General features: G+C 67.1%; 14 protein-coding genes. 12 read left to right on the top strand and 2 right to left on the bottom strand.

Going from position 1 to position 17,126, the window contains the following annotated elements:
• The first annotated feature begins 2 nt into the window (after window positions 1-2).
• Genes cyoB through cyoD form a run of 3 tightly spaced genes read left to right on the top strand, consistent with a single transcriptional unit; the run spans window position 3 to window position 2,994 of the window.
• Entirely contained in the window at window positions 3-2,006 is a 2,004-nt protein-coding gene (cyoB, locus tag ACTJI4_RS11590) for a cytochrome o ubiquinol oxidase subunit I (RefSeq protein ID WP_392915782.1), read from the top strand.
• Window positions 2,003-2,644 (top strand): cytochrome o ubiquinol oxidase subunit III, encoded by a 642-nt coding sequence (gene cyoC / locus ACTJI4_RS11585; protein WP_392915785.1) that lies wholly within the window; start codon window positions 2,003-2,005, stop codon window positions 2,642-2,644. The genes cyoB and cyoC overlap by 4 nt, the downstream gene beginning before the upstream one ends.
• Window positions 2,644-2,994 carry a cytochrome o ubiquinol oxidase subunit IV gene (cyoD, locus tag ACTJI4_RS11580; protein ID WP_282245983.1) on the top strand — a complete coding sequence of 117 codons (351 nt, stop codon included), beginning with the start codon at window positions 2,644-2,646 and terminating at the stop codon, window positions 2,992-2,994. Before cyoC ends, cyoD begins: the two co-directional genes overlap by 1 nt.
• A gap of 97 nt (window positions 2,995-3,091) precedes the next feature.
• On the opposite strand, the gene ACTJI4_RS11575 is transcribed toward cyoD, so the two are convergent.
• Window positions 3,092-5,149 (bottom strand): putative bifunctional diguanylate cyclase/phosphodiesterase, encoded by a 2,058-nt coding sequence (locus ACTJI4_RS11575; protein WP_392915789.1) that lies wholly within the window; start codon window positions 5,147-5,149, stop codon window positions 3,092-3,094.
• Between the two features lie 171 nt (window positions 5,150-5,320).
• Between ACTJI4_RS11575 and radA the strand changes: the two genes are divergently transcribed.
• The 3 genes from radA (at window position 5,321) to ACTJI4_RS11560 (ending at window position 10,991) form a co-directional block, all read left to right on the top strand.
• Window positions 5,321-6,697, top strand: a complete 1,377-nt coding sequence (radA, locus tag ACTJI4_RS11570) for a DNA repair protein RadA (protein ID WP_282245979.1) — start codon at window positions 5,321-5,323, stop codon at window positions 6,695-6,697.
• 85 nt (window positions 6,698-6,782) lie between these two features.
• Window positions 6,783-8,639, top strand: coding sequence for an ATP-binding protein (locus ACTJI4_RS11565; protein WP_440869435.1), 1,857 nt, complete (start codon window positions 6,783-6,785; stop codon window positions 8,637-8,639).
• 45 nt (window positions 8,640-8,684) lie between these two features.
• Window positions 8,685-10,991, top strand: a complete 2,307-nt coding sequence (locus tag ACTJI4_RS11560) for a hypothetical protein (RefSeq protein WP_440869434.1) — start codon at window positions 8,685-8,687, stop codon at window positions 10,989-10,991.
• Between the two features lie 30 nt (window positions 10,992-11,021).
• Here the strand turns inward: ACTJI4_RS11560 and ACTJI4_RS11555 are convergent, their stop codons facing one another.
• Entirely contained in the window at window positions 11,022-11,816 is a 795-nt protein-coding gene (locus tag ACTJI4_RS11555; RefSeq protein ID WP_440869433.1) for a cytochrome C assembly family protein, read from the bottom strand.
• Window positions 11,817-11,912: 96 nt separating this feature from the next.
• Between ACTJI4_RS11555 and ffh the strand changes: the two genes are divergently transcribed.
• From ffh to trmD, 6 genes are all read left to right on the top strand, one after another.
• Window positions 11,913-13,292, top strand: coding sequence for a signal recognition particle protein (ffh, locus tag ACTJI4_RS11550; protein ID WP_440869432.1), 1,380 nt, complete (start codon window positions 11,913-11,915; stop codon window positions 13,290-13,292).
• A 97-nt stretch (window positions 13,293-13,389) separates the two neighbouring features.
• Window positions 13,390-14,466, top strand: coding sequence for an NAD(P)H-dependent flavin oxidoreductase (locus ACTJI4_RS11545; protein ID WP_392915805.1), 1,077 nt, complete (start codon window positions 13,390-13,392; stop codon window positions 14,464-14,466).
• Window positions 14,463-15,248, top strand: a complete 786-nt coding sequence (locus ACTJI4_RS11540; RefSeq protein WP_440869431.1) for an aminotransferase class IV — start codon at window positions 14,463-14,465, stop codon at window positions 15,246-15,248. The genes ACTJI4_RS11545 and ACTJI4_RS11540 overlap by 4 nt, the downstream gene beginning before the upstream one ends.
• A 245-nt stretch (window positions 15,249-15,493) precedes the next feature.
• Entirely contained in the window at window positions 15,494-15,754 is a 261-nt protein-coding gene (gene rpsP / locus ACTJI4_RS11535) for a 30S ribosomal protein S16 (RefSeq protein WP_068850278.1), read from the top strand.
• A gap of 42 nt (window positions 15,755-15,796) precedes the next feature.
• Window positions 15,797-16,309 carry a ribosome maturation factor RimM gene (rimM, locus tag ACTJI4_RS11530; protein ID WP_440869430.1) on the top strand — a complete coding sequence of 171 codons (513 nt, stop codon included), beginning with the start codon at window positions 15,797-15,799 and terminating at the stop codon, window positions 16,307-16,309.
• 3 nt (window positions 16,310-16,312) lie between these two features.
• The gene (trmD, locus tag ACTJI4_RS11525; protein ID WP_440869429.1) at window positions 16,313-17,056 is read left to right on the top strand and encodes a tRNA (guanosine(37)-N1)-methyltransferase TrmD; all 744 of its coding nucleotides are present in this window, start codon (window positions 16,313-16,315) and stop codon (window positions 17,054-17,056) included.
• Window positions 17,057-17,126 lie beyond the last annotated feature (70 nt).

Raw genomic sequence — 17,126 nt, 5'->3', positions numbered from 1 at the left:
GCATGAATCCGTTGGGCAAACTGACATTCGCTGACATCCCGCACGACCCGATCATCATCTCCACGCTGGTTGGCGCGGGGATCGGTGGCCTGCTCGTGCTGGCCCTGATCACCAAGTTCAAGCTTTGGGGCTATCTCTGGAAGGAGTGGTTCACTTCAGTCGACCACAAGAAGATCGGCGTGATGTACCTCATCGTCGCCTTCGTCATGCTGCTGCGCGGCTTTGCCGACGCCATCATGATGCGTACCCAGCAGGCCATCGCCGCCAACGGCGCCGAAGGCTTCCTGCCGCCGCACCACTACGACCAGATCTTCACCGCGCATGGCGTGATCATGATCTTCTTCGTGGCGATGCCGCTGATCACCGGCCTGATGAACGTGGTGGTGCCGCTGCAGATCGGCGCACGCGACGTGGCCTTCCCGTTCGTCAACTCGCTCAGCTTCTGGCTGTTCGTGGCGGGAGCGGGCCTGGTGATGATCTCGCTGGGCGTGGGTGAATTCGCGCAGACCGGCTGGCTGGCCTTCCCGCCGTTGTCGGGCAAGGAGTTCAGTCCAGGGGTAGGTGTCGATTACTACATCTGGGGCCTGCAGGTAGCAGGTCTAGGTACGACACTGAGCGGTATCAACTTCTTCATTACCATCCTGAAGATGCGTACCCCGGGCATGAAGCTGATGCACATGCCGGTGTTCACCTGGACCGCGCTGGTCACCAACGTGCTGATCATCGCCGCCTTCCCGGTGCTGACCGTCACCCTGGTGCTGCTGACCCTGGACCGTTACCTGGGCACGCACTTCTTCACCAATGACGGTGGCGGCAACGCCATGCTGTACATCAACCTGATCTGGATCTGGGGTCACCCGGAAGTCTATATCCTGGTGCTGCCGGCCTTCGGCGTGTTCTCCGAAGTGATCGCCACGTTCTCGCGCAAGGCGCTGTTCGGCTACAAGGGCATGGTGTACGCCACGGCCACCATCGGCGTGCTGTCCTTCATCGTGTGGCTGCACCACTTCTTCACCATGGGTTCGGGTGCCAACGTCAATGCCTTCTTCGGCATCACGACGATGATCATCTCCATTCCCACCGGCGTGAAGATCTTCAACTGGCTGTTCACCATGTTCCGCGGCCGCGTGCAGTTCACCAGCCCGGTGCTGTGGACGATCGGCTTCATGGTCACCTTCACCATCGGCGGCATGACCGGCGTGATGCTGGCGATCCCGGCCATCGACTTCGTGCTGCACAACAGCCTGTTCCTGATCGCCCACTTCCATAACGTCATCATCGGCGGCGTGGTGTTCGGCATGTTCGCCGGCATTACCTACTGGTGGCCGAAGATGTTCGGCTTCCGCCTCAACGAGGCCTGGGGCAAGCGCGCGTTCTGGTGCTGGTTCATCGGTTTCTATGTGGCCTTCATGCCGCTGTACATCCTGGGCTTCATGGGCATGACCCGCCGCATGCAGAGCTACCCGAACCCGGAATACCAGCCGCTGCTGGTCATTGCGATGGTCGGTGCGTTCATCATCGGCGCCGGCATCCTGTGCCAGATCATCCAGGTGGCCGTGTCCATCCGCGACCGCAAGAAGACCGCCGACCTGACCGGTGATCCGTGGGATGCCCGTACGCTGGAGTGGGAAACCTCTTCGCCGCCGTCGTTCTACAACTTCGGTTCGCTGCCCAAGGTCACCGAGCTGGACGACTTCTGGGAACGCAAGCAGCGTGGTGAGGCGTGGGAGCGCCCGGCCAGGTACACCGACATCCACATGCCGCGCAACACCGGTACCGGTGTGGTGATCGGCGCCTTCAGCCTGGTGTTCGGCTTCGCGATGATCTGGCACATCTGGTGGCTGGCCATCGTTGGCATGATCGGCATGATCGGCACCTTCATCTGGCGCACCTTCGACAAGGACGTGGATTACTACGTGCCGGCTGCCGAAGTGGAGCGGATCGAAAATGAGCACCGCCGTCACCTGCAGGCGCAGGGTCTGGTGAAATCGGAGTTGCAGGCATGAGCAGCACTATCGCCAACAACGTGAACCACGGGCACGCCGCACACGCGGCGGCCCATGGCCATGACGACCACGAACACCACGACACCGGCGAGAACACCGTCTTCGGTTTCTGGGTGTACCTGATGAGCGACTGCCTCATCTTCGCCAGCCTGTTCGCGACCTATATCGTGCTGGCCGGCGGCACCAACGGTGGCCCGGGTCCGAAGGACCTGTTCGACCTGACCTTCGTAGCGTGGGAAACCACGCTGCTGCTGGTGTCCTCGCTGACCTTCGGCCTGGGCATGATCGCGCTGCACAAGCACAAGGTTGGCCAGATGTACCTGTGGCTGGGCCTGACCTGGCTGCTGGGCTTCGGCTTCATGGTCATGGAAGTGTGGGAGTTCAACCACCTCATCCATGAGGGCTACGGTCCGGGCCACAGCGCGTTCCTGTCGGCGTTCTTCGCGCTGGTCGGCACCCACGGCCTGCACGTAAGCGCCGGCCTGCTGTGGCTGCTGATCATGTTCATCCAGATCAAGCAGAACGGCCTGACCCCGACCAACAAGACCCGCATGGCGTGCCTGAGCCTGTTCTGGCACTTCCTGGACCTGATCTGGATCGGCGTGTTCTCCGTCGTCTACCTGAAGGGAGCGCTGTAATGGCCGCACATGACAATCACGCACACGACCACGGTCATGGCGCCGCCGGCGAAAGCCACGGCAGCGTCAAGTCCTACCTGGTCGGTTTCCTGTTGGCTGCGGTGCTCACCATCATTCCCTTCTGGGCGGTGATGAAGGGCGGCCTGCCGGTCTTCACCACGGGCGTCATCATCGTGGTGGCGGCCATCCTGCAGATCTTCGTGCACCTGATCTTCTTCCTGCACCTGAACCGTTCGTCGGAACAGCGCTGGAACGTCAGCGCGGCGGCCTTCACCGTGGTGGTGATCGGCATCATCGTCGCCGGCACGCTGTGGGTGATGCACAACATGAACGTGCACATGATGCATTGAGGTCCACCGACCGCATGCACGCAGAAAGGCCGCCCCAAGGGGCGGCCTTTTTGTTGGTCAGTCGTTCCAGCACGATGACCGACCCTACCGCTGCCGGCTATGCGGCGTTGCGCAGGAACTCGTCGGCGGCCACCGGCTTGCCCAGGTGGTAGCCCTGCAGGAGGTCGCAGCCCATGGCGTTGAGATAATCGCGCTGGCCGGCCGTTTCCACCCCTTCGGCCACGATCTGCAGCTGCAGCGAACGCCCCAGCGCGATGATCGAGGACACAATCGCCGCATCTTCGGCGTTGTCCTCCAGGTCACGCACGAACGCGCGGTCGATCTTCAGTTCGGTGGCCGGCATGCGCTTGAGGTACAGCAGGCTGGAATAGCCCGTGCCGAAGTCATCGATGGAGATGTTCACCCCCATCGCGGTCAGCCCGTGCAGGATCTGCAGGCTGGCTTCCACATCCTGCATGGCCGTGGTTTCAGTCACTTCCAGGGTGAGGTGGTGCGGGGCCAGATCGTGGCGCTGCAGGGTTTTCTTTACTGTCTCCAGCAGCGACGCCGAGGCGAACTGCAGCGGCGACAGGTTCACCGCCATCGACCACCCCGCGTGCCCGGCGTCATGCCACTGCCGCAGCTGCGCGCAGGCCTGGTCCAGCACCCAGTCGCCCAGGGGCAGGATCAGCCCGCTGCGCTCGGCAATCGGAATGAAGGTATCCGGCCCCAGCAGGCCCAGTTCGGGGTGCTGCCAACGCACCAGCGCCTCGGCGCCGATCAACCCGCCGCCATCGGCGCGGAACTTCGGCTGGTAGTGCAGCACCATTTCATCGCGCTGCACCGCCCGGCGCAGTTCCTGCAGCAGCTTGAGCTGGCGGTTGGCGCTCACGTGCATCGCTTCGGTGAAGAACGTATAGCCGTTCCGTCCCGAGTCCTTGGTGTGGTACATGGCCGCATCGGCGTGCGCCATCAGCTCACGTTCGGTAGTGGCATCGGTGGGGTAAAGCGCTATGCCCAGGCTGGCGGTCACCTGCAGTTCCAGCGTGTCGATCTCGAACGGCTCGCCCACGCTGGCGATGATGCGCTCGGCTACCACGGCTGCATCCTCGGGCACGTCCAGCTGGAACACGATGACGAACTCATCGCCGCCCAGCCGGGCAAAGGTGTCCTGCGCGCGCAGCAGCCCGCTGACGCGCTGGCTTACTTCGATGAGCAGCTTGTCGCCGAGCTGGTGGCCGTAGGCATCGTTGATGGCCTTGAAGCCGTCCAGGTCGCAGAACATCACCGCGAAGCTGAAGTTGCGCCGCCTGGCTTTTTCGATGGTCTGTTCGATGCGGTCCTGCAGCAGCATGCGGTTGGGCAGCTGGGTGAGCGGGTCGTGCAGCGCGGCCTGCAGCAGCTTTTCGTTGGCCTGGGCCAGCGAATCGGCCAGCAGGCCGGTGCGGGTTCGCATCTGGCGGTCGAACAGCGAGGCGATCAGCGCGATGCCCAGCGTGGCCAGGGTGGTGACGATGACCAGCACCGCCAGCCACTTGGTATCCAGCCCATTGGCGTACACGGCGCCGCAGATGCTGCCTTCCGGGAAGTTGGCGGCGGCCATGCCGGTGTAATGCATGCCCACGATGGCGAGGCCCATCACCAGCGAGGCTACCCCGCGCAGCAGCCCGGTACGGCGCTGCTGGGTGCGCAGCCGGAAGGCGATCCACAAGGCGGCGCCGGCCGCGACGATGGCAATGAGCAGCGAAGCGGTGAACCACAGCGGGTCGTAGTCGATGCCAGGCTGCATCCGCATCGCGGCCATGCCCAGGTAGTGCATGCAGGCGATGCCCAGCCCCATCAGCACCGCGCCCGCCACCAGGCGCGGCCACGGCAGTTCCGGGCGCGACACCAGCCACAGCGCATAGGCCGATGCGCCTACCGACGCGGCCAGCGAATAGAGCGTAATGGCGAGGTCGTAGCCGACCGGGATCGGCAGGTGGAAAGCAAGCATGCCCACGAAGTGCATGGACCAGATGCCCAGGCCCATGGCGGCAGCGCCTCCGGCCAGCCACCAGCGGGCCACGCGGCCTTCGGTGCTGGCCAGCCGACCGGCCATGTCCAGCGCGGTATACGAAGCGAGGATGGCAACCAGCAGCGAGAAGAAGACGAGACTCTGGCTGTAGGTGCCGGTCATGGAGAAGCCTGGGGTGACGTGGGGAAGGGAAAAGGCGCGTGCGCCCGCCACGGTATCGGCCGGGGCGGCACAAGGTTGAGCGGGGGCGTTCAGCGGGCGGTCGGGCGCAGGTCTCGGTTGCTGCGACGCGGCTCGGCTATCCTGCCCGACAGACGATGAATTGGATTTGACATGGCCAAGCGGCTTACCGCCTACGTGTGCACCGAATGCGGCGCGGAATACAGCAAGTGGCAGGGGCAGTGCACCGAGTGCGGCGCCTGGAACGTGCTGAGCGAGATCACGCTGGAAAGCGCGGCGGCCACCAAGTCACCGGCCGCGCGCCGTTCGGGCTGGGCCGGCAAGGTCGATGCGCCGAAGATCATGGCGCTCAAGGACGTGCAGCAGACCGAGCACCTCCGGGTAAGCACCGGCATCGGCGAATTCGACCGCGTGCTGGGGGGCGGCCTGGTCGAGGGCGCGGTGGTGCTGGTCGGCGGTGACCCGGGCATCGGCAAGTCGACCCTGCTGCTGCAGGCGGTGGCGAAAATGGCGGCCACGCTGCCGGTGCTGTACATCACCGGCGAAGAGTCGCTGTCGCAGGTGGCCGGCCGCGCGGTGCGGCTGGACCTGCCGCTGGACAACGTCAACGCACTCGCCGAAACCCAGGTCGAGGCCATCCTGCAGCACGCCAGCGCGGCGCGGCCGAAGCTGATCGTGGCCGATTCGGTGCAGACCCTGTGGACCGAATCGCTCACCGCCGCGCCCGGCTCGGTAAGCCAGGTGCGGGAAAGCGCGGCGCGGCTGGTGCGCTTTGCCAAGGAAACCGGCACGGCCGTGTTCCTGGTGGGGCATGTGACGAAGGAAGGCGGCATTGCCGGCCCGCGCGTGCTCGAGCACATGGTGGATGCGGTGCTGTATTTCGAAGGCGAGAGCGGCAGTCGCTTCCGGCTGTTGCGCGCGTTCAAGAACCGCTTCGGCGCGGTGAACGAGCTGGGCGTGTTCGCGATGGGCGAGAAGGGATTGAAGGAAGTGTCCAATCCCTCGGCGATCTTCCTGTCCGGCGGCAGCACCCGGCAGCCGGGCAGCTGCGTGATGGTCACCCGCGAAGGCACCCGGCCGTTGCTGGTGGAAGTGCAGGCGCTGGTGGATGCCTCGCCGCTGTCGAATCCGCGCCGCGTGGCGGTGGGGCTGGAACAGAACCGCCTGGCGATGCTGCTGGCGGTACTGCATCGACACGGCGGGGTACTGGTGGGCGACCAGGACGTGTTCGTCAACGTGGTGGGCGGCATCCGCGTGCAGGAAACCGCAGTGGACCTGCCGGTGCTGCTGGCGGTGTTGTCCTCGCTGCAGGACCGCCCGCTGGCGGAGAAGACGATTGCCTTTGGCGAAGTGGGCCTGTCCGGCGAGATCCGCCCGGTACCGAACGGCGAGGACCGCCTTCGCGAAGCGGCCACGCACGGCTTCAAGCGTGCCATCGTGCCAAAGGCCAATGCACCCAAGACCGGCAGCGTGAAAGGCATGGAGGTCATCGCGGTAGAGCGCCTGTCCGAGGCCATCGACGCCATCTGAATCCGGCGTTTCCAGTGCGCCGCCGCGCAGGCAATGCGCGGCCACGCTGTGGTAGTTTTCCGTTCCTGACGGAGAAAACGATTACATGCACGAGACTTCCCTGGAGGCACAGGGCGCCAGCGAGATCCGCCGCGCCGGTGTCGACCTCAATGGATTGATGACGGTACTTGGCAAGCACCTGTATTCCACCCCCGTGGTGGCCCTGCGCGAACTGGTACAGAACGCGCACGATTCACTGGTGCGGCGGCGCCTTGAGCAGGCTGGCTGGGACGAGGCGGGCCGGATCGAAGTGCACGGCGATGCCGTCAACGGCATCGTAAGGATCATCGATACCGGTGCTGGCCTGACCCAGCAGGAAATCCACGATTACCTGGCCACCGTCGGGGTGGGCTATACCCGCGGCCTGCGCCAGGCGGGTGAAGACGATGAAGGCCTGATCGGGATGTTCGGGCTGGGCTTCCTCTCCGCGTTCGTGCTGGCGCGCCGGGTGACCGTGCGGACCACCTCCTACCAGCAGCCCGGCCTGGGCCATTGCTACGTATCCAGCAACGCCGAGCAGTACACGGTGTCGCCAATCCCTGCGCGCGCGGTGGGAACCGAGGTGGTTCTTGAACTGCATGGCAGTTACGTGCACCTGGCGCAGGAGCAGAACCTGCGCGAGATCCTTGGCCGTTACTGCGCGCTGCTGGGCGAACCGATCCACGTCGGCCAGGATGCACAGGCGATCAACCCCGAGCCGCCGCCGTGGCGCCCGCAGGCCGGCGTGGTCCTGCATCCGCTGCAGGCGCAGCGGCGCGCGCTGGAGTTTGCTGCGCACTTCGAGCGCAGCTTCGAGCCGATCGCCTGCATGCCGTTGCGCGCCGAAGGCGGCAGCGATGCGGTCGGGCTGCTGTGGGTGCAGGACGGCGCGACCTACGGCACCAGCGACAACCGCAACCTGTCCGTATTCGTGCGCGGGATGCTGCTCGATGACGACGCGCGCGACCTGCTGCCGCCGTGGGCCGGTTTCATCGGCGGGGTGATCGAATCCGGCCGGCTCACCCCCACCGCGAGCCGTGAGGACCTGCAGCGTGATGAAACCTACAACGCGGTCCAGCATGCTTTGAGCGAGGCGCTCATTGACGGGCTGGTGGACATTGCACGGCAGCAGCCCGAAGCGTGGCGGCGCATCCTGGCCCGACACAACGAGGCACTGCTGGGGGCGTCGCTCTGCGACGACCGCCTGTTCCAGCTGCTGCTCGAACACGTGCGCGTGCCAAGCTCGCACGGCGACATCAAGGCCAGCGAACTGCCGTCGCGCGGTGCGGTGCACGTGATCCTGGACAGCGGCGGTGGTTTCGAGGAAATGCTGTTCCGTGCGATGGGCGTACCGGTGGCGCATGGCAACCGGTACGCGGTGGTCCCTTTCCTCCGACGCTGGACCCAGGCCAAGGGCATGCGCCTGGTGGAGCTGGGTACCGAACAGGGCAATCGCGCGCTGTTCCGTACCGACACCCTGCCCGAGGCCGAGCTGGCCTGGCTGCGGACGCACCTGGGCGACGGCGAACAGCTGCTGCCGGCGCATTTCAGCCCGGCCGCGCTGCCGGTGGTCGTGGTGCCCGATCGCGAGGCCGAACTGAAGCGGCGCCTGGAAGACGACGAGAACGACAAGCGCGTTTCGATGGCGGCGCTGCGGCTCGCACGTCAGTTCACCGCCCGCATCGCCGCGCGCGCACCCTCGCGCCTGTACCTCAACCTGGACAACCCCGCCGTGCACGCCCTGCTGGCCGCGATGCGTGCCGGCAACCCGCAGGCCGAGGCCGCAGCACGCCTGCTCCGCTCGCTGAAGGTGATCGTCAGCGCCCAGGGGCGCACGCAGGACGGCGGCATGGCCAGCGGCGATCTCAATCGCGCCTTCGGCGACATCGCCGATGCGCTGCAGCAGATGCTGCAGCCGCGCTGACACTTCCCTTCTACAACATCAGGCGACAAAGGACGGCATTACCGCATGGATATCTGGAACTGGGTGGAAAAACTGCAGGACGATCTGGGTGAGGCAGGGCAGGCGCAGAGCGCGCAGCTGCTGACCCGGCTGACCGACGAGGTCTGCGAGCTGCGCATGGATCGCGTCGATGCATTGCTGCCCGAAGCGCGTGCGCTCGGCAAGACGCTGGGCAATCCATGGCTGGAAGTGTTCGTCGGCCACTGGGAGATGCGCAACCGGGTCGGCAACCGGCTGGAAGGCGAATCGGCGCTGGGTGACGCCGTGGCGCTGTTCGAGCGCGCGCACCGCGCCGATACCGTGGAGTGCCCGCAGTCCGTGTGCGTCACCCAGGACCTGGCCGCCTGCTACGGCAACATCGATGGTCCGGGCTGGGTGCCTGAACGTGTGGAAGTGTGCGAGGAAACGCTGGCGCGGATCGACCCGAGCTGGGCGTGCTTCCAGTGCCTGAGCTGCGAAAAGGCCGACGCCCTGCTTGACGATGGCAACCCGCAGGGCGCGCTGGACTATCTGGACGTGCAGGCCGGCGCCGTGCTGGCACATGGCCGCAAGGTCTACGACAGCTTTCCGGAAATGCGCATCAAGATCCTTCTTGCCAGCGGCCGCGCCGCCGAGGCACTGACGCTGATCGAGCAGCGCCAGGCCGAGGTGGATGCCGAGCGCGAGTCCGAGCCGGCCAACTGCACCGTGCCGCGCAGGCTGTCGCGCGCGTGGGCATTGGCCCAGCTGGGGCGCGATGACGAGGCGCTGGAAGCGCTGGTGCCCTGGCACCAGGTGTCGCCCAACTACCGCCGCATGTGGGCACACACGGTGGCGCTGCTGGTACGCAACGCGCCCGAGCGCAACAGTTGGGACCTGGGCCGGCGGCTCAGCGCGACGCTGGCGCACTACGCCGAGGTCGGCGCGCACCGTTTCGTGATCGAGATCGCGGGGTTGTGCGTGGACATGGCGCTGCAGCGTGGCGCGGTGTGGACCGCGCAACGCCACCTGGCGCTGGCCCGGGAACACCTGGGCAGGCTGCGCCAGGACCGCGGCGCCGCGCAGGCCGTGGCGGCGATGGCCGCACGCATCGGTGCCGCCCCTGCAGCACCCGCCTTGCCCGTGCCCGCCGAAGCCCTGCTGGGCTGGCTGGTCGAGCAGGGCGGGAACGGGGAAGGGCGTGACCCGGAGCGCGAAGCGCAGTGGCTGCTGCAGGGGGTGGCGGCACGGCCCGACGATGCGGAGATGCTGGACGTGGCTGCATCGGCGCTCAATGCCTGCGGGGCCGAGGATGAAGCCATTGCGTTGCTGTGGGCGTTCGTTGATCGCCATGCGCACCAGGATGCTGCGCCGGCCTACTCGTTGATGCGGCTGCTGGTGCAGCGCGGCGACCAGGCCGGGCTTGACCGGCTGGTGCGGCACTACCAGCCGCAGGTGCCGGTATTCGCACTGTGGTGCCAGGCGCAGATGGCCCACAAGCTGTCCGATTGGACCGCGCTGGAGCACGCCTGCTCGGCATTGCTTGCGGCCTCGCCGGGATCGCACGGCGCGCGCAACCTGCTGGCGATGGCGCTGATGGCCATGCACCGCTTCCAGGACGCTGCCACGCAGTACCGCCACCTCACCGAAGTGCTGGAGGAACCGCGCAGTGCGCACTGGGACCACATGACCGCGGCCAGCGCCGCGCGCGACTGGGAGGCCGTGCGCGCGTCGGCGGCCGCCATCGGCATGCAGCTGGAGAGCACGCAGGGGCCTGTCGAAGAGGACTTCGGCTGGGTGATCATCCGTTGCATGGATTCTGGCGAGCCGACCGAGTACTACGCGCGGCGCACCGGCCCGGTGACGGCACGCATCGTGGAGAACGCGCCGGCCCACCGCCGCCAGCGGGTCGACGACTGGGTGGTGTTCGATGCCGAGCTGGTGCACCCCGTTCCCGAAGACGAGGCGGAGCGCAGCCGCTTCATGCCAACCCATGCCGAAGTCCATCTGCTCGAGAGCGGTGGCCATGCGGCGAGCTGGCTGGTCGACGGCGTGCACCCGGGGGAAGATGCATGGGCCATCTTCTCCGACGCGGTCAAGGCACGTGGCTGGAAAGTGTGGGCCCACAGCGCCGATGACTATCAGCTCACCGACAGCGAAGGGGATGCGGTGCCCCAGCCGGGGGTGCTGTTCACCGTGGCCCAGCCACTGGACGAGCCACCGCTGGCACTGCACCAGTTCCTGCTGGAGGCAACGGCGGAGTGGCCGCATCGGATGTGTTGGCTGCGCCTTGCCGAGGCCTGTGGCCAGGACGAGCAGCGGCACCTTGACGTGATAACGCGTTACGGTCTCTGAGCACTGGACCGGGCGCGCCGCCGCTATCGGCTAGCGTGCGCGCCCGAACACCAGTTCGATCACGAACTGGCTGCCGAAGAACGCCAGCAGCAGCAGCGCCATCGCGGTCAGCGTCCAGTGCACCGCCTTGGCGCCGCGCCAGCCATACCGGCGGCGGCCGATCAGCAGGGTGCCGAACACGATCCAGGACAACACGCTCAGCACGGTCTTGTGCACCAGCTTCTGTGCAAGCAGGTCGTCGACGAACAGCACGCCGGTGACCAGGGTCAGGGTCAACAGTGCAAACCCCACCGCGATCACCCGGAACAGCAGCGCTTCCAGGTCGGCCAATGGCGGCAGGGCGCGCAGCCACGGCCGGAAATCGCGGCGGCGCAGGGCGCGTTCCTGCAGCCACAGCATGATCGCCAGCAGCGCGGCCACGCTCAGGGTGGCGTAGGCCAGCAGCGCCATCCAGGCGTGCGTCGCCAGCTGCCAGCCCAGCGGACGGCTCGGAGCATGCCCATGGCCGTGGTAGACACACAGCACCGCCGCAGCCATCGGAAAGACCAGTACGCCCAGTGCTGCCATCCGACCGCGCGCGGCCACCAGCGACGTCAGCCAGGCCATGCCCAGCCCCACCAGCGACAGCGCGGCGAAGAAGTGCATGTCCGGCCCGCCGCTGGTGTGCAGGGCCACCAGCGCGTGGTAGCTGCCGTGCAGGACCATCGCCGGCACCGCCGGCCATAGCCAGATCGGCAAGCGGTTGGCGTCATCGCGCACCACCGCGCGCACCAGCAGGGCGGTGGCGGCAAGGTAGAGCAGGGTGGCGATGAGAACGATTGTCATCGTGTCAGTTTCGCATACCCCCGGCCCCTCAGGGGAGTGCAGCAGACCCGCTATACTGTGCGTCTCATTGTCTTTCGTTCTGAACAGGTTGCCTCCATGTTCGAGTCCCTGACCCAGCGCCTCTCCGGCACCATCGAGCGGCTGCGTGGCCGCGGTCGCCTGACCGAGGAAAACATCCGCGAGGCCACCCGTGAGGTGCGCATCGCGCTGCTGGAAGCCGATGTCGCCCTGCCGGTCGTGCAGGCCCTGGTCGAGCGCATCAAGGTGCGCGCGGTGGGCCAGGAAGTGCTCAAGTCGCTGACCCCGGGCCAGGCGCTGATCAAGGTCGTGCGCGACGAGCTGACCGCCGTGATGGGCTCGGCCGCCTCCGACCTGAACCTCAACGTGCCGGCCCCGGCCATCATCCTGATGGCGGGCCTGCAGGGTGCGGGCAAGACCACCACGGTGGGCAAGCTGGCCAAGCACCTGAAGGAAAAGCGCAAGAAGAAGGTGATGGTGGTATCGGCCGACGTGTACCGTCCGGCCGCGATCGAGCAGCTCAAGACCCTGGCCGACCAGGTGGGTGTGCTGTTCTTCCCGTCCAGCGCCGACCAGAAGCCGGAAGCCATCGTGCGCGCGGCCATTGATGATGCACGCAAGTCGTTCGTGGACGTGCTGCTGGTCGATACCGCCGGCCGCCTGGCCATCGACGACGCGATGATGGCCGAGATCAAGGCCCTGCACGCGGCGGTGAACCCGGCCGAAACCCTGTTCGTGGTCGATGCCATGACCGGCCAGGACGCGGCCAATACCGCCAAGGCCTTCGGTGAGGCGTTGCCGCTCACCGGCGTGGTGCTGACCAAGACCGACGGTGACGCCCGTGGCGGTGCAGCGCTGAGTGTGCGCTACATCACCGGCAAGCCGATCAAGTTCGTCGGCGTCAGCGAAAAGCCGGACGGCCTGGATGTGTTCCACCCGGACCGTATCGCCAGCCGCATCCTGGACATGGGCGACGTGCTGTCGCTGGTGGAGCAGGTCGAGCAGCAGGTCGACAAGGACAAGGCGCAGAAGCTGGCCGAGAAGGTGGCCAAGGGCAAGAAGTTCGACCTGAACGACATGCGCGACCAGCTTGAGCAGATGCAGAACATGGGCGGCATCGGCGGGCTGATGGACAAGCTGCCGGGCCTGGGCCAGATTCCCGAGCACCTCAAGCAGCAGGTCAGCCAGGGCAAGGAAGTGCCGCGCATGATCGCCATCATCAATTCGATGACCAAGAAGGAACGCCGCAACCCGGGCCTGCTCAACGGCTCGCGCCGCGCCCGCATCGCGCGCGGTTCCGGGCTGACCCCGGCCGATGTCAACAAGCTGATGAAGCAGTATCAGCAGATGGAAAAGATGATGAGCAAGATGGCCGGCGGCGGCATGAAGGGCATGATGCGCAGCATGAAGGGCATGATGGGCGCCATGGGCGGCCGCGGCGGCCTTCCGTTCCGCTGAGCCCGCGCCATGCGGCGATAATACGTAGGGACACGCCATGCGTGTCCACGCAGCACCCGGCGTAGACTGTAAAGGTCGACCCCAAGGTGCGCCCCGCATGACCGACCCGCGAATCCTTGAACGCGCCGACAGCTTCTGTCGGCGTTTTTCATTGCAGTCCCCCATCCTGCTGGCCCCGATGGCCGGCGCCTGCCCGGTGAGGCTGTCGGCCGTGCTGGCCAACCACGGCAGCATGGGTGCGATGGGCGCGGTCCTTTCGCAGCCGCAGGACATCGTGGCCTGGATGGACGCCTTCCGCGCCCAGTCCTCCGGCCCGGCGCAGGTCAATGTGTGGATCCCGGACCCTGCGCCCGTGCGTGATCCCGCCGCCGAAGCCGCCACCCGTGCGTTTCTCGCGCAGTGGGGCCCTGAGGTACCGATAGACGCGGCCGATGCCGGTCCGGCCGATTTCGACGCGCAGTTCGATGCGCTCATCGCCGCGCAACCTGCGGTCGCCTCCACCATCATGGGCGTCTTCAACGCCGTCCAGGTGCGGCGCCTGAAGGACGCCGGCATCGCCTGGTTCGCCTGCGCCACCACCCTGGCCGAAGCACTGGCTGCCGAAGCGGCCGGTGCCGATGCGGTGGTCGCGCAGGGCTTTGAGGCCGGCGGCCATCGTGGCGCCTTCGACCCGGCGGCGGCCGAACGCCAGCTGGTCGGGTTGTTCGCGTTGGTGCCGCGCCTGGCCGACCGCCTGCAGGTGCCGGTGATCGCCGCAGGTGGCATCGCCGACGGCCGCGGCATCGCCGCCGCGCTGATGCTCGGTGCCAGCGCAGTGCAGATCGGCACCGCCTTCCTGCGCACGCCCGAATGCGCGATCGATCCGGCCTGGTCGCAGGCACTGGCTGCCGCCGAACCGGAAGACACCTGGCCGACCCGCGCCTTCAGCGGCCGGCTCGGCCGTGGGCTTGCCACGCCGTATGTACGAGCAGCCGCCGACCCATCCGCACCGCCTCCGCGCCCGTACCCGGTGCAGCGCGGCCTGACCGCGCCGATGCGCGCCCACGCCAACCGCGAACACCGCATCGACGCGATGCAGGCGTGGGCCGGGCAATCGGCCTGGATGGCGCCCGACACGCCGGCGGCCGACGTGCTGCGGACGCTGTGGGCCGACGCGCGCGGGTTGCTGGGATGAGCGTGTACTGCAACGGCCATCGCGCCAGCGCCGACGAACTGGCCGGCGCACTGGTCAACTACGGTCATTTCAGCTCCCTGCAGGTGCGCGGCGGTGCGGTGCAGGGGTTGGACCTGCACCTGCGGCGCTTGCGCCAGGGCACCGGGGAACTGTTCGGCAGCACGCTGGATGGCACGCAGGTGCAGGCCTGGATGCACGCCGCGCTGCAGGCCGAAGGCATGGTCGATGCCTCGCTGCGGGTAACGGTGTTTTCCCGCGCGTTCGATTTCCGCCAGCCGCTGCAGCCGGTACCGGTGGACGTGCTGGTCGCGGTGGCGCCGCCGGCATCGGCCCCTTCATCACCGCGACGCGTGTGCAGCGTGCGCTACCAGCGCGAGCTGCCGCACCTCAAACATGTAGGCACCTTTGCGTTGTTCCAGCATCGACGCCAGGCGCTGCAGGCCGGTTTCGACGATGCGCTGTTCGTGGATGCGCACGGGTTGGTCAGCGAAGGCACCACCTGGAACGTGGCGTTCGCGCGCAACGGCGAGGTGGTGTGGCCACAGGCACCGGCGCTGCGCGGCACCCATGAGCGCCTGCTGCAGGCGGGGTGGGGCGGGGCACCGACATTGGAGGCGGTGAGCCTGGAGCAGCTGGGCAGGTTCGATGCCGCCATCGGCCTCAACGCCTCCGGCGTATGGCCAATAGCCAGCATTGATGATCACCGGTTCCCGGAATCCGAGGCATTGGCGCAGAAGGCGTTGGCCACGTTGGGCGGGCAGGGGTGGCAGCCTCTGGCGTAAGGCGGCACGACCAACGGTCGTGCCCTACCACGGAGACGCGGACCGACGGCCGTCTCCAACGGCGGAGACGCGGACCGGTAGCGCACGACCGTTGGTCGTGCGGCGCCGCAACGCCGCGGCCGCCGGCCCACAAGGCCCCGTTCAGCTTCAAATGCCCCGCTGGGCTTGGAATGCCCCGACCCCGCCGCTATAATCGCCGGCTTACCGCGCCATCCTGGCGACTGGGCAACAGAGGAAGCAACACCATGGTCAAGATCCGACTGACCCGCGGCGGCGCCAAGAAGCGTCCGTTCTACCACATCATCGTGACCGACTCGCGCAGCGCGCGTGACGGCCGCAACATCGAGCGCGTGGGTTACTACAACCCGGTTGCCCAGGGCGCCGAAGCCCGCATCGTGCTGGATATCCCGAAGGTCGACGCATGGGTCGCCAACGGCGCCCAGCTGACCGACAAGGTTCGCAACCTGTACAAGGAAGCGACCAAGGCCCAGGCCGCTGCGGCCTGATCCTGAAGGGCCGCGCCTGGCGCGGCCCGTCGGCATATACAGATGAAAGATACCGAGCGCCGCATCCTGCTGGGCAGGATTGTCGGCGCTTTTGGTGTGCGAGGCGAGATGAAGCTCGAGTCCTGGACCGAGCCGCGTACCGCCATCTTCAACTATCAGCCCTGGATCCTGCGCTCGCCCGCCGGCCAGGAGAGCACCCTCACCGGCGCGCGCGGACGTCAGTCCGGCAAGCATCTGGTAGCGGTGTTTCCCGGTGTCACCGACCGCGACGTGGTCGAGTCGATGTACGGGACCGAAGTCTATGTAGCGCGCAGCGCGCTGCCGCCGCCGAAGGCCGACGAGTATTACTGGGTCGATCTGGAAGGCCTGCAGGTGCGCACCGTTGAGGGCGTCGAACTGGGCCGGGTGTCGCACCTGTTCTCGACCGGCTCCAACGACGTGGTGGTGGTACAGGGTGACCGCGAGCGGATGATCCCGTTCGTGCAGCCGGACTTCGTGAAATCGGTGGATTTCGACGCCAACCTGGTGATCGTTGACTGGGACCCGGAGTTCTGACCGGTGCGCATTGACGTCATCACCTTGTTCCCGGAGTTCATGGCGCAGTCGGCCGCGCTCGGCGTGGTCGGCCGTGCCGCTGAACGCGGCCTGCTGCACCTGCATGGCTGGAATCCGCGTGACTACGCCGAGGGCAACTATCGCCGGGTGGACGACCGTCCGTTCGGTGGTGGACCGGGCATGGTGATGCTGATCGAGCCCCTGCGGGCCTGTCTGGCTGCGGCCAAGGCTGCCGACCCGGCGCCGGCCCCGGTGATCTACCTCAGCCCGCAGGGCAAGCCGCTGACCCAGGCCAAGGTCAGGGAACTGGCCGCGCTGCCGCGCATGATCCTGCTGTGCGGGCGCTACGAAGGCGTGGACGAGCGCTTCCTGGCGGCTGAGGTCAGCGAGGAAATCTCGATTGGCGATTACGTCCTGTCCGGCGGTGAGCTGGGTGCGGCGGTGATCGTGGATGCCGTTACCCGGCTGCAGGAAGGCGCCTTGAACGACGCCGAGTCTGCCGCCCAGGACAGTTTCGAAGGCCCGCAGGGGCTGCTGGATTGCCCGCACTTCAGCCAGCCGGCACACCATGAATGGGGCGATGTCCCGGACGTGCTGCGCTCGGGCAACCACGCGGCCATCGCCTGCTGGCGCCGCCAGCAGTCGCTGCTGCGGACCTGGCTGCGCCGCCCGGACCTGCTCGACGAGGCCAGCCTGTCCAAGGCCGACCGGATCCTGCTGGACCAGGCGCGGGCCGAACTGCCGTAACGCCGACATGTGGTAGCGGGGGGGGGGGGGGGGGGGGGGGGGGGGGGGGGGGGGGGGGGGGGGGGGGGGG

Source organism: Stenotrophomonas sp. 22385 (assembly GCF_052045085.1).
GTDB lineage: Bacteria > Pseudomonadota > Gammaproteobacteria > Xanthomonadales > Xanthomonadaceae > Stenotrophomonas.
The sequence above is the reverse complement of the archived record's forward strand: the minus strand, read 5'-3'. Positions and strand labels throughout refer to the sequence as shown.

Excerpts from the sequence above, each read along its gene's own strand:
- cyoB (WP_392915782.1), top strand. The coding sequence starts at position 3 with ATGAATCCGTTGGGCAAACTGACATTCGCTGACATCCCGCACGACCCG.
- cyoC (WP_392915785.1), top strand. The coding sequence starts at position 2,003 with ATGAGCAGCACTATCGCCAACAACGTGAACCACGGGCACGCCGCACAC.
- cyoD (WP_282245983.1), top strand. The coding sequence starts at position 2,644 with ATGGCCGCACATGACAATCACGCACACGACCACGGTCATGGCGCCGCC.
- ACTJI4_RS11575 (WP_392915789.1), bottom strand. The coding sequence starts at position 5,149 with ATGACCGGCACCTACAGCCAGAGTCTCGTCTTCTTCTCGCTGCTGGTT.
- radA (WP_282245979.1), top strand. The coding sequence starts at position 5,321 with ATGGCCAAGCGGCTTACCGCCTACGTGTGCACCGAATGCGGCGCGGAA.
- ACTJI4_RS11565 (WP_440869435.1), top strand. The coding sequence starts at position 6,783 with ATGCACGAGACTTCCCTGGAGGCACAGGGCGCCAGCGAGATCCGCCGC.
- ACTJI4_RS11560 (WP_440869434.1), top strand. The coding sequence starts at position 8,685 with ATGGATATCTGGAACTGGGTGGAAAAACTGCAGGACGATCTGGGTGAG.
- ACTJI4_RS11555 (WP_440869433.1), bottom strand. The coding sequence starts at position 11,816 with ATGACAATCGTTCTCATCGCCACCCTGCTCTACCTTGCCGCCACCGCC.
- ffh (WP_440869432.1), top strand. The coding sequence starts at position 11,913 with ATGTTCGAGTCCCTGACCCAGCGCCTCTCCGGCACCATCGAGCGGCTG.
- ACTJI4_RS11545 (WP_392915805.1), top strand. The coding sequence starts at position 13,390 with ATGACCGACCCGCGAATCCTTGAACGCGCCGACAGCTTCTGTCGGCGT.
- ACTJI4_RS11540 (WP_440869431.1), top strand. The coding sequence starts at position 14,463 with ATGAGCGTGTACTGCAACGGCCATCGCGCCAGCGCCGACGAACTGGCC.
- rpsP (WP_068850278.1), top strand. The coding sequence starts at position 15,494 with ATGGTCAAGATCCGACTGACCCGCGGCGGCGCCAAGAAGCGTCCGTTC.
- rimM (WP_440869430.1), top strand. The coding sequence starts at position 15,797 with ATGAAAGATACCGAGCGCCGCATCCTGCTGGGCAGGATTGTCGGCGCT.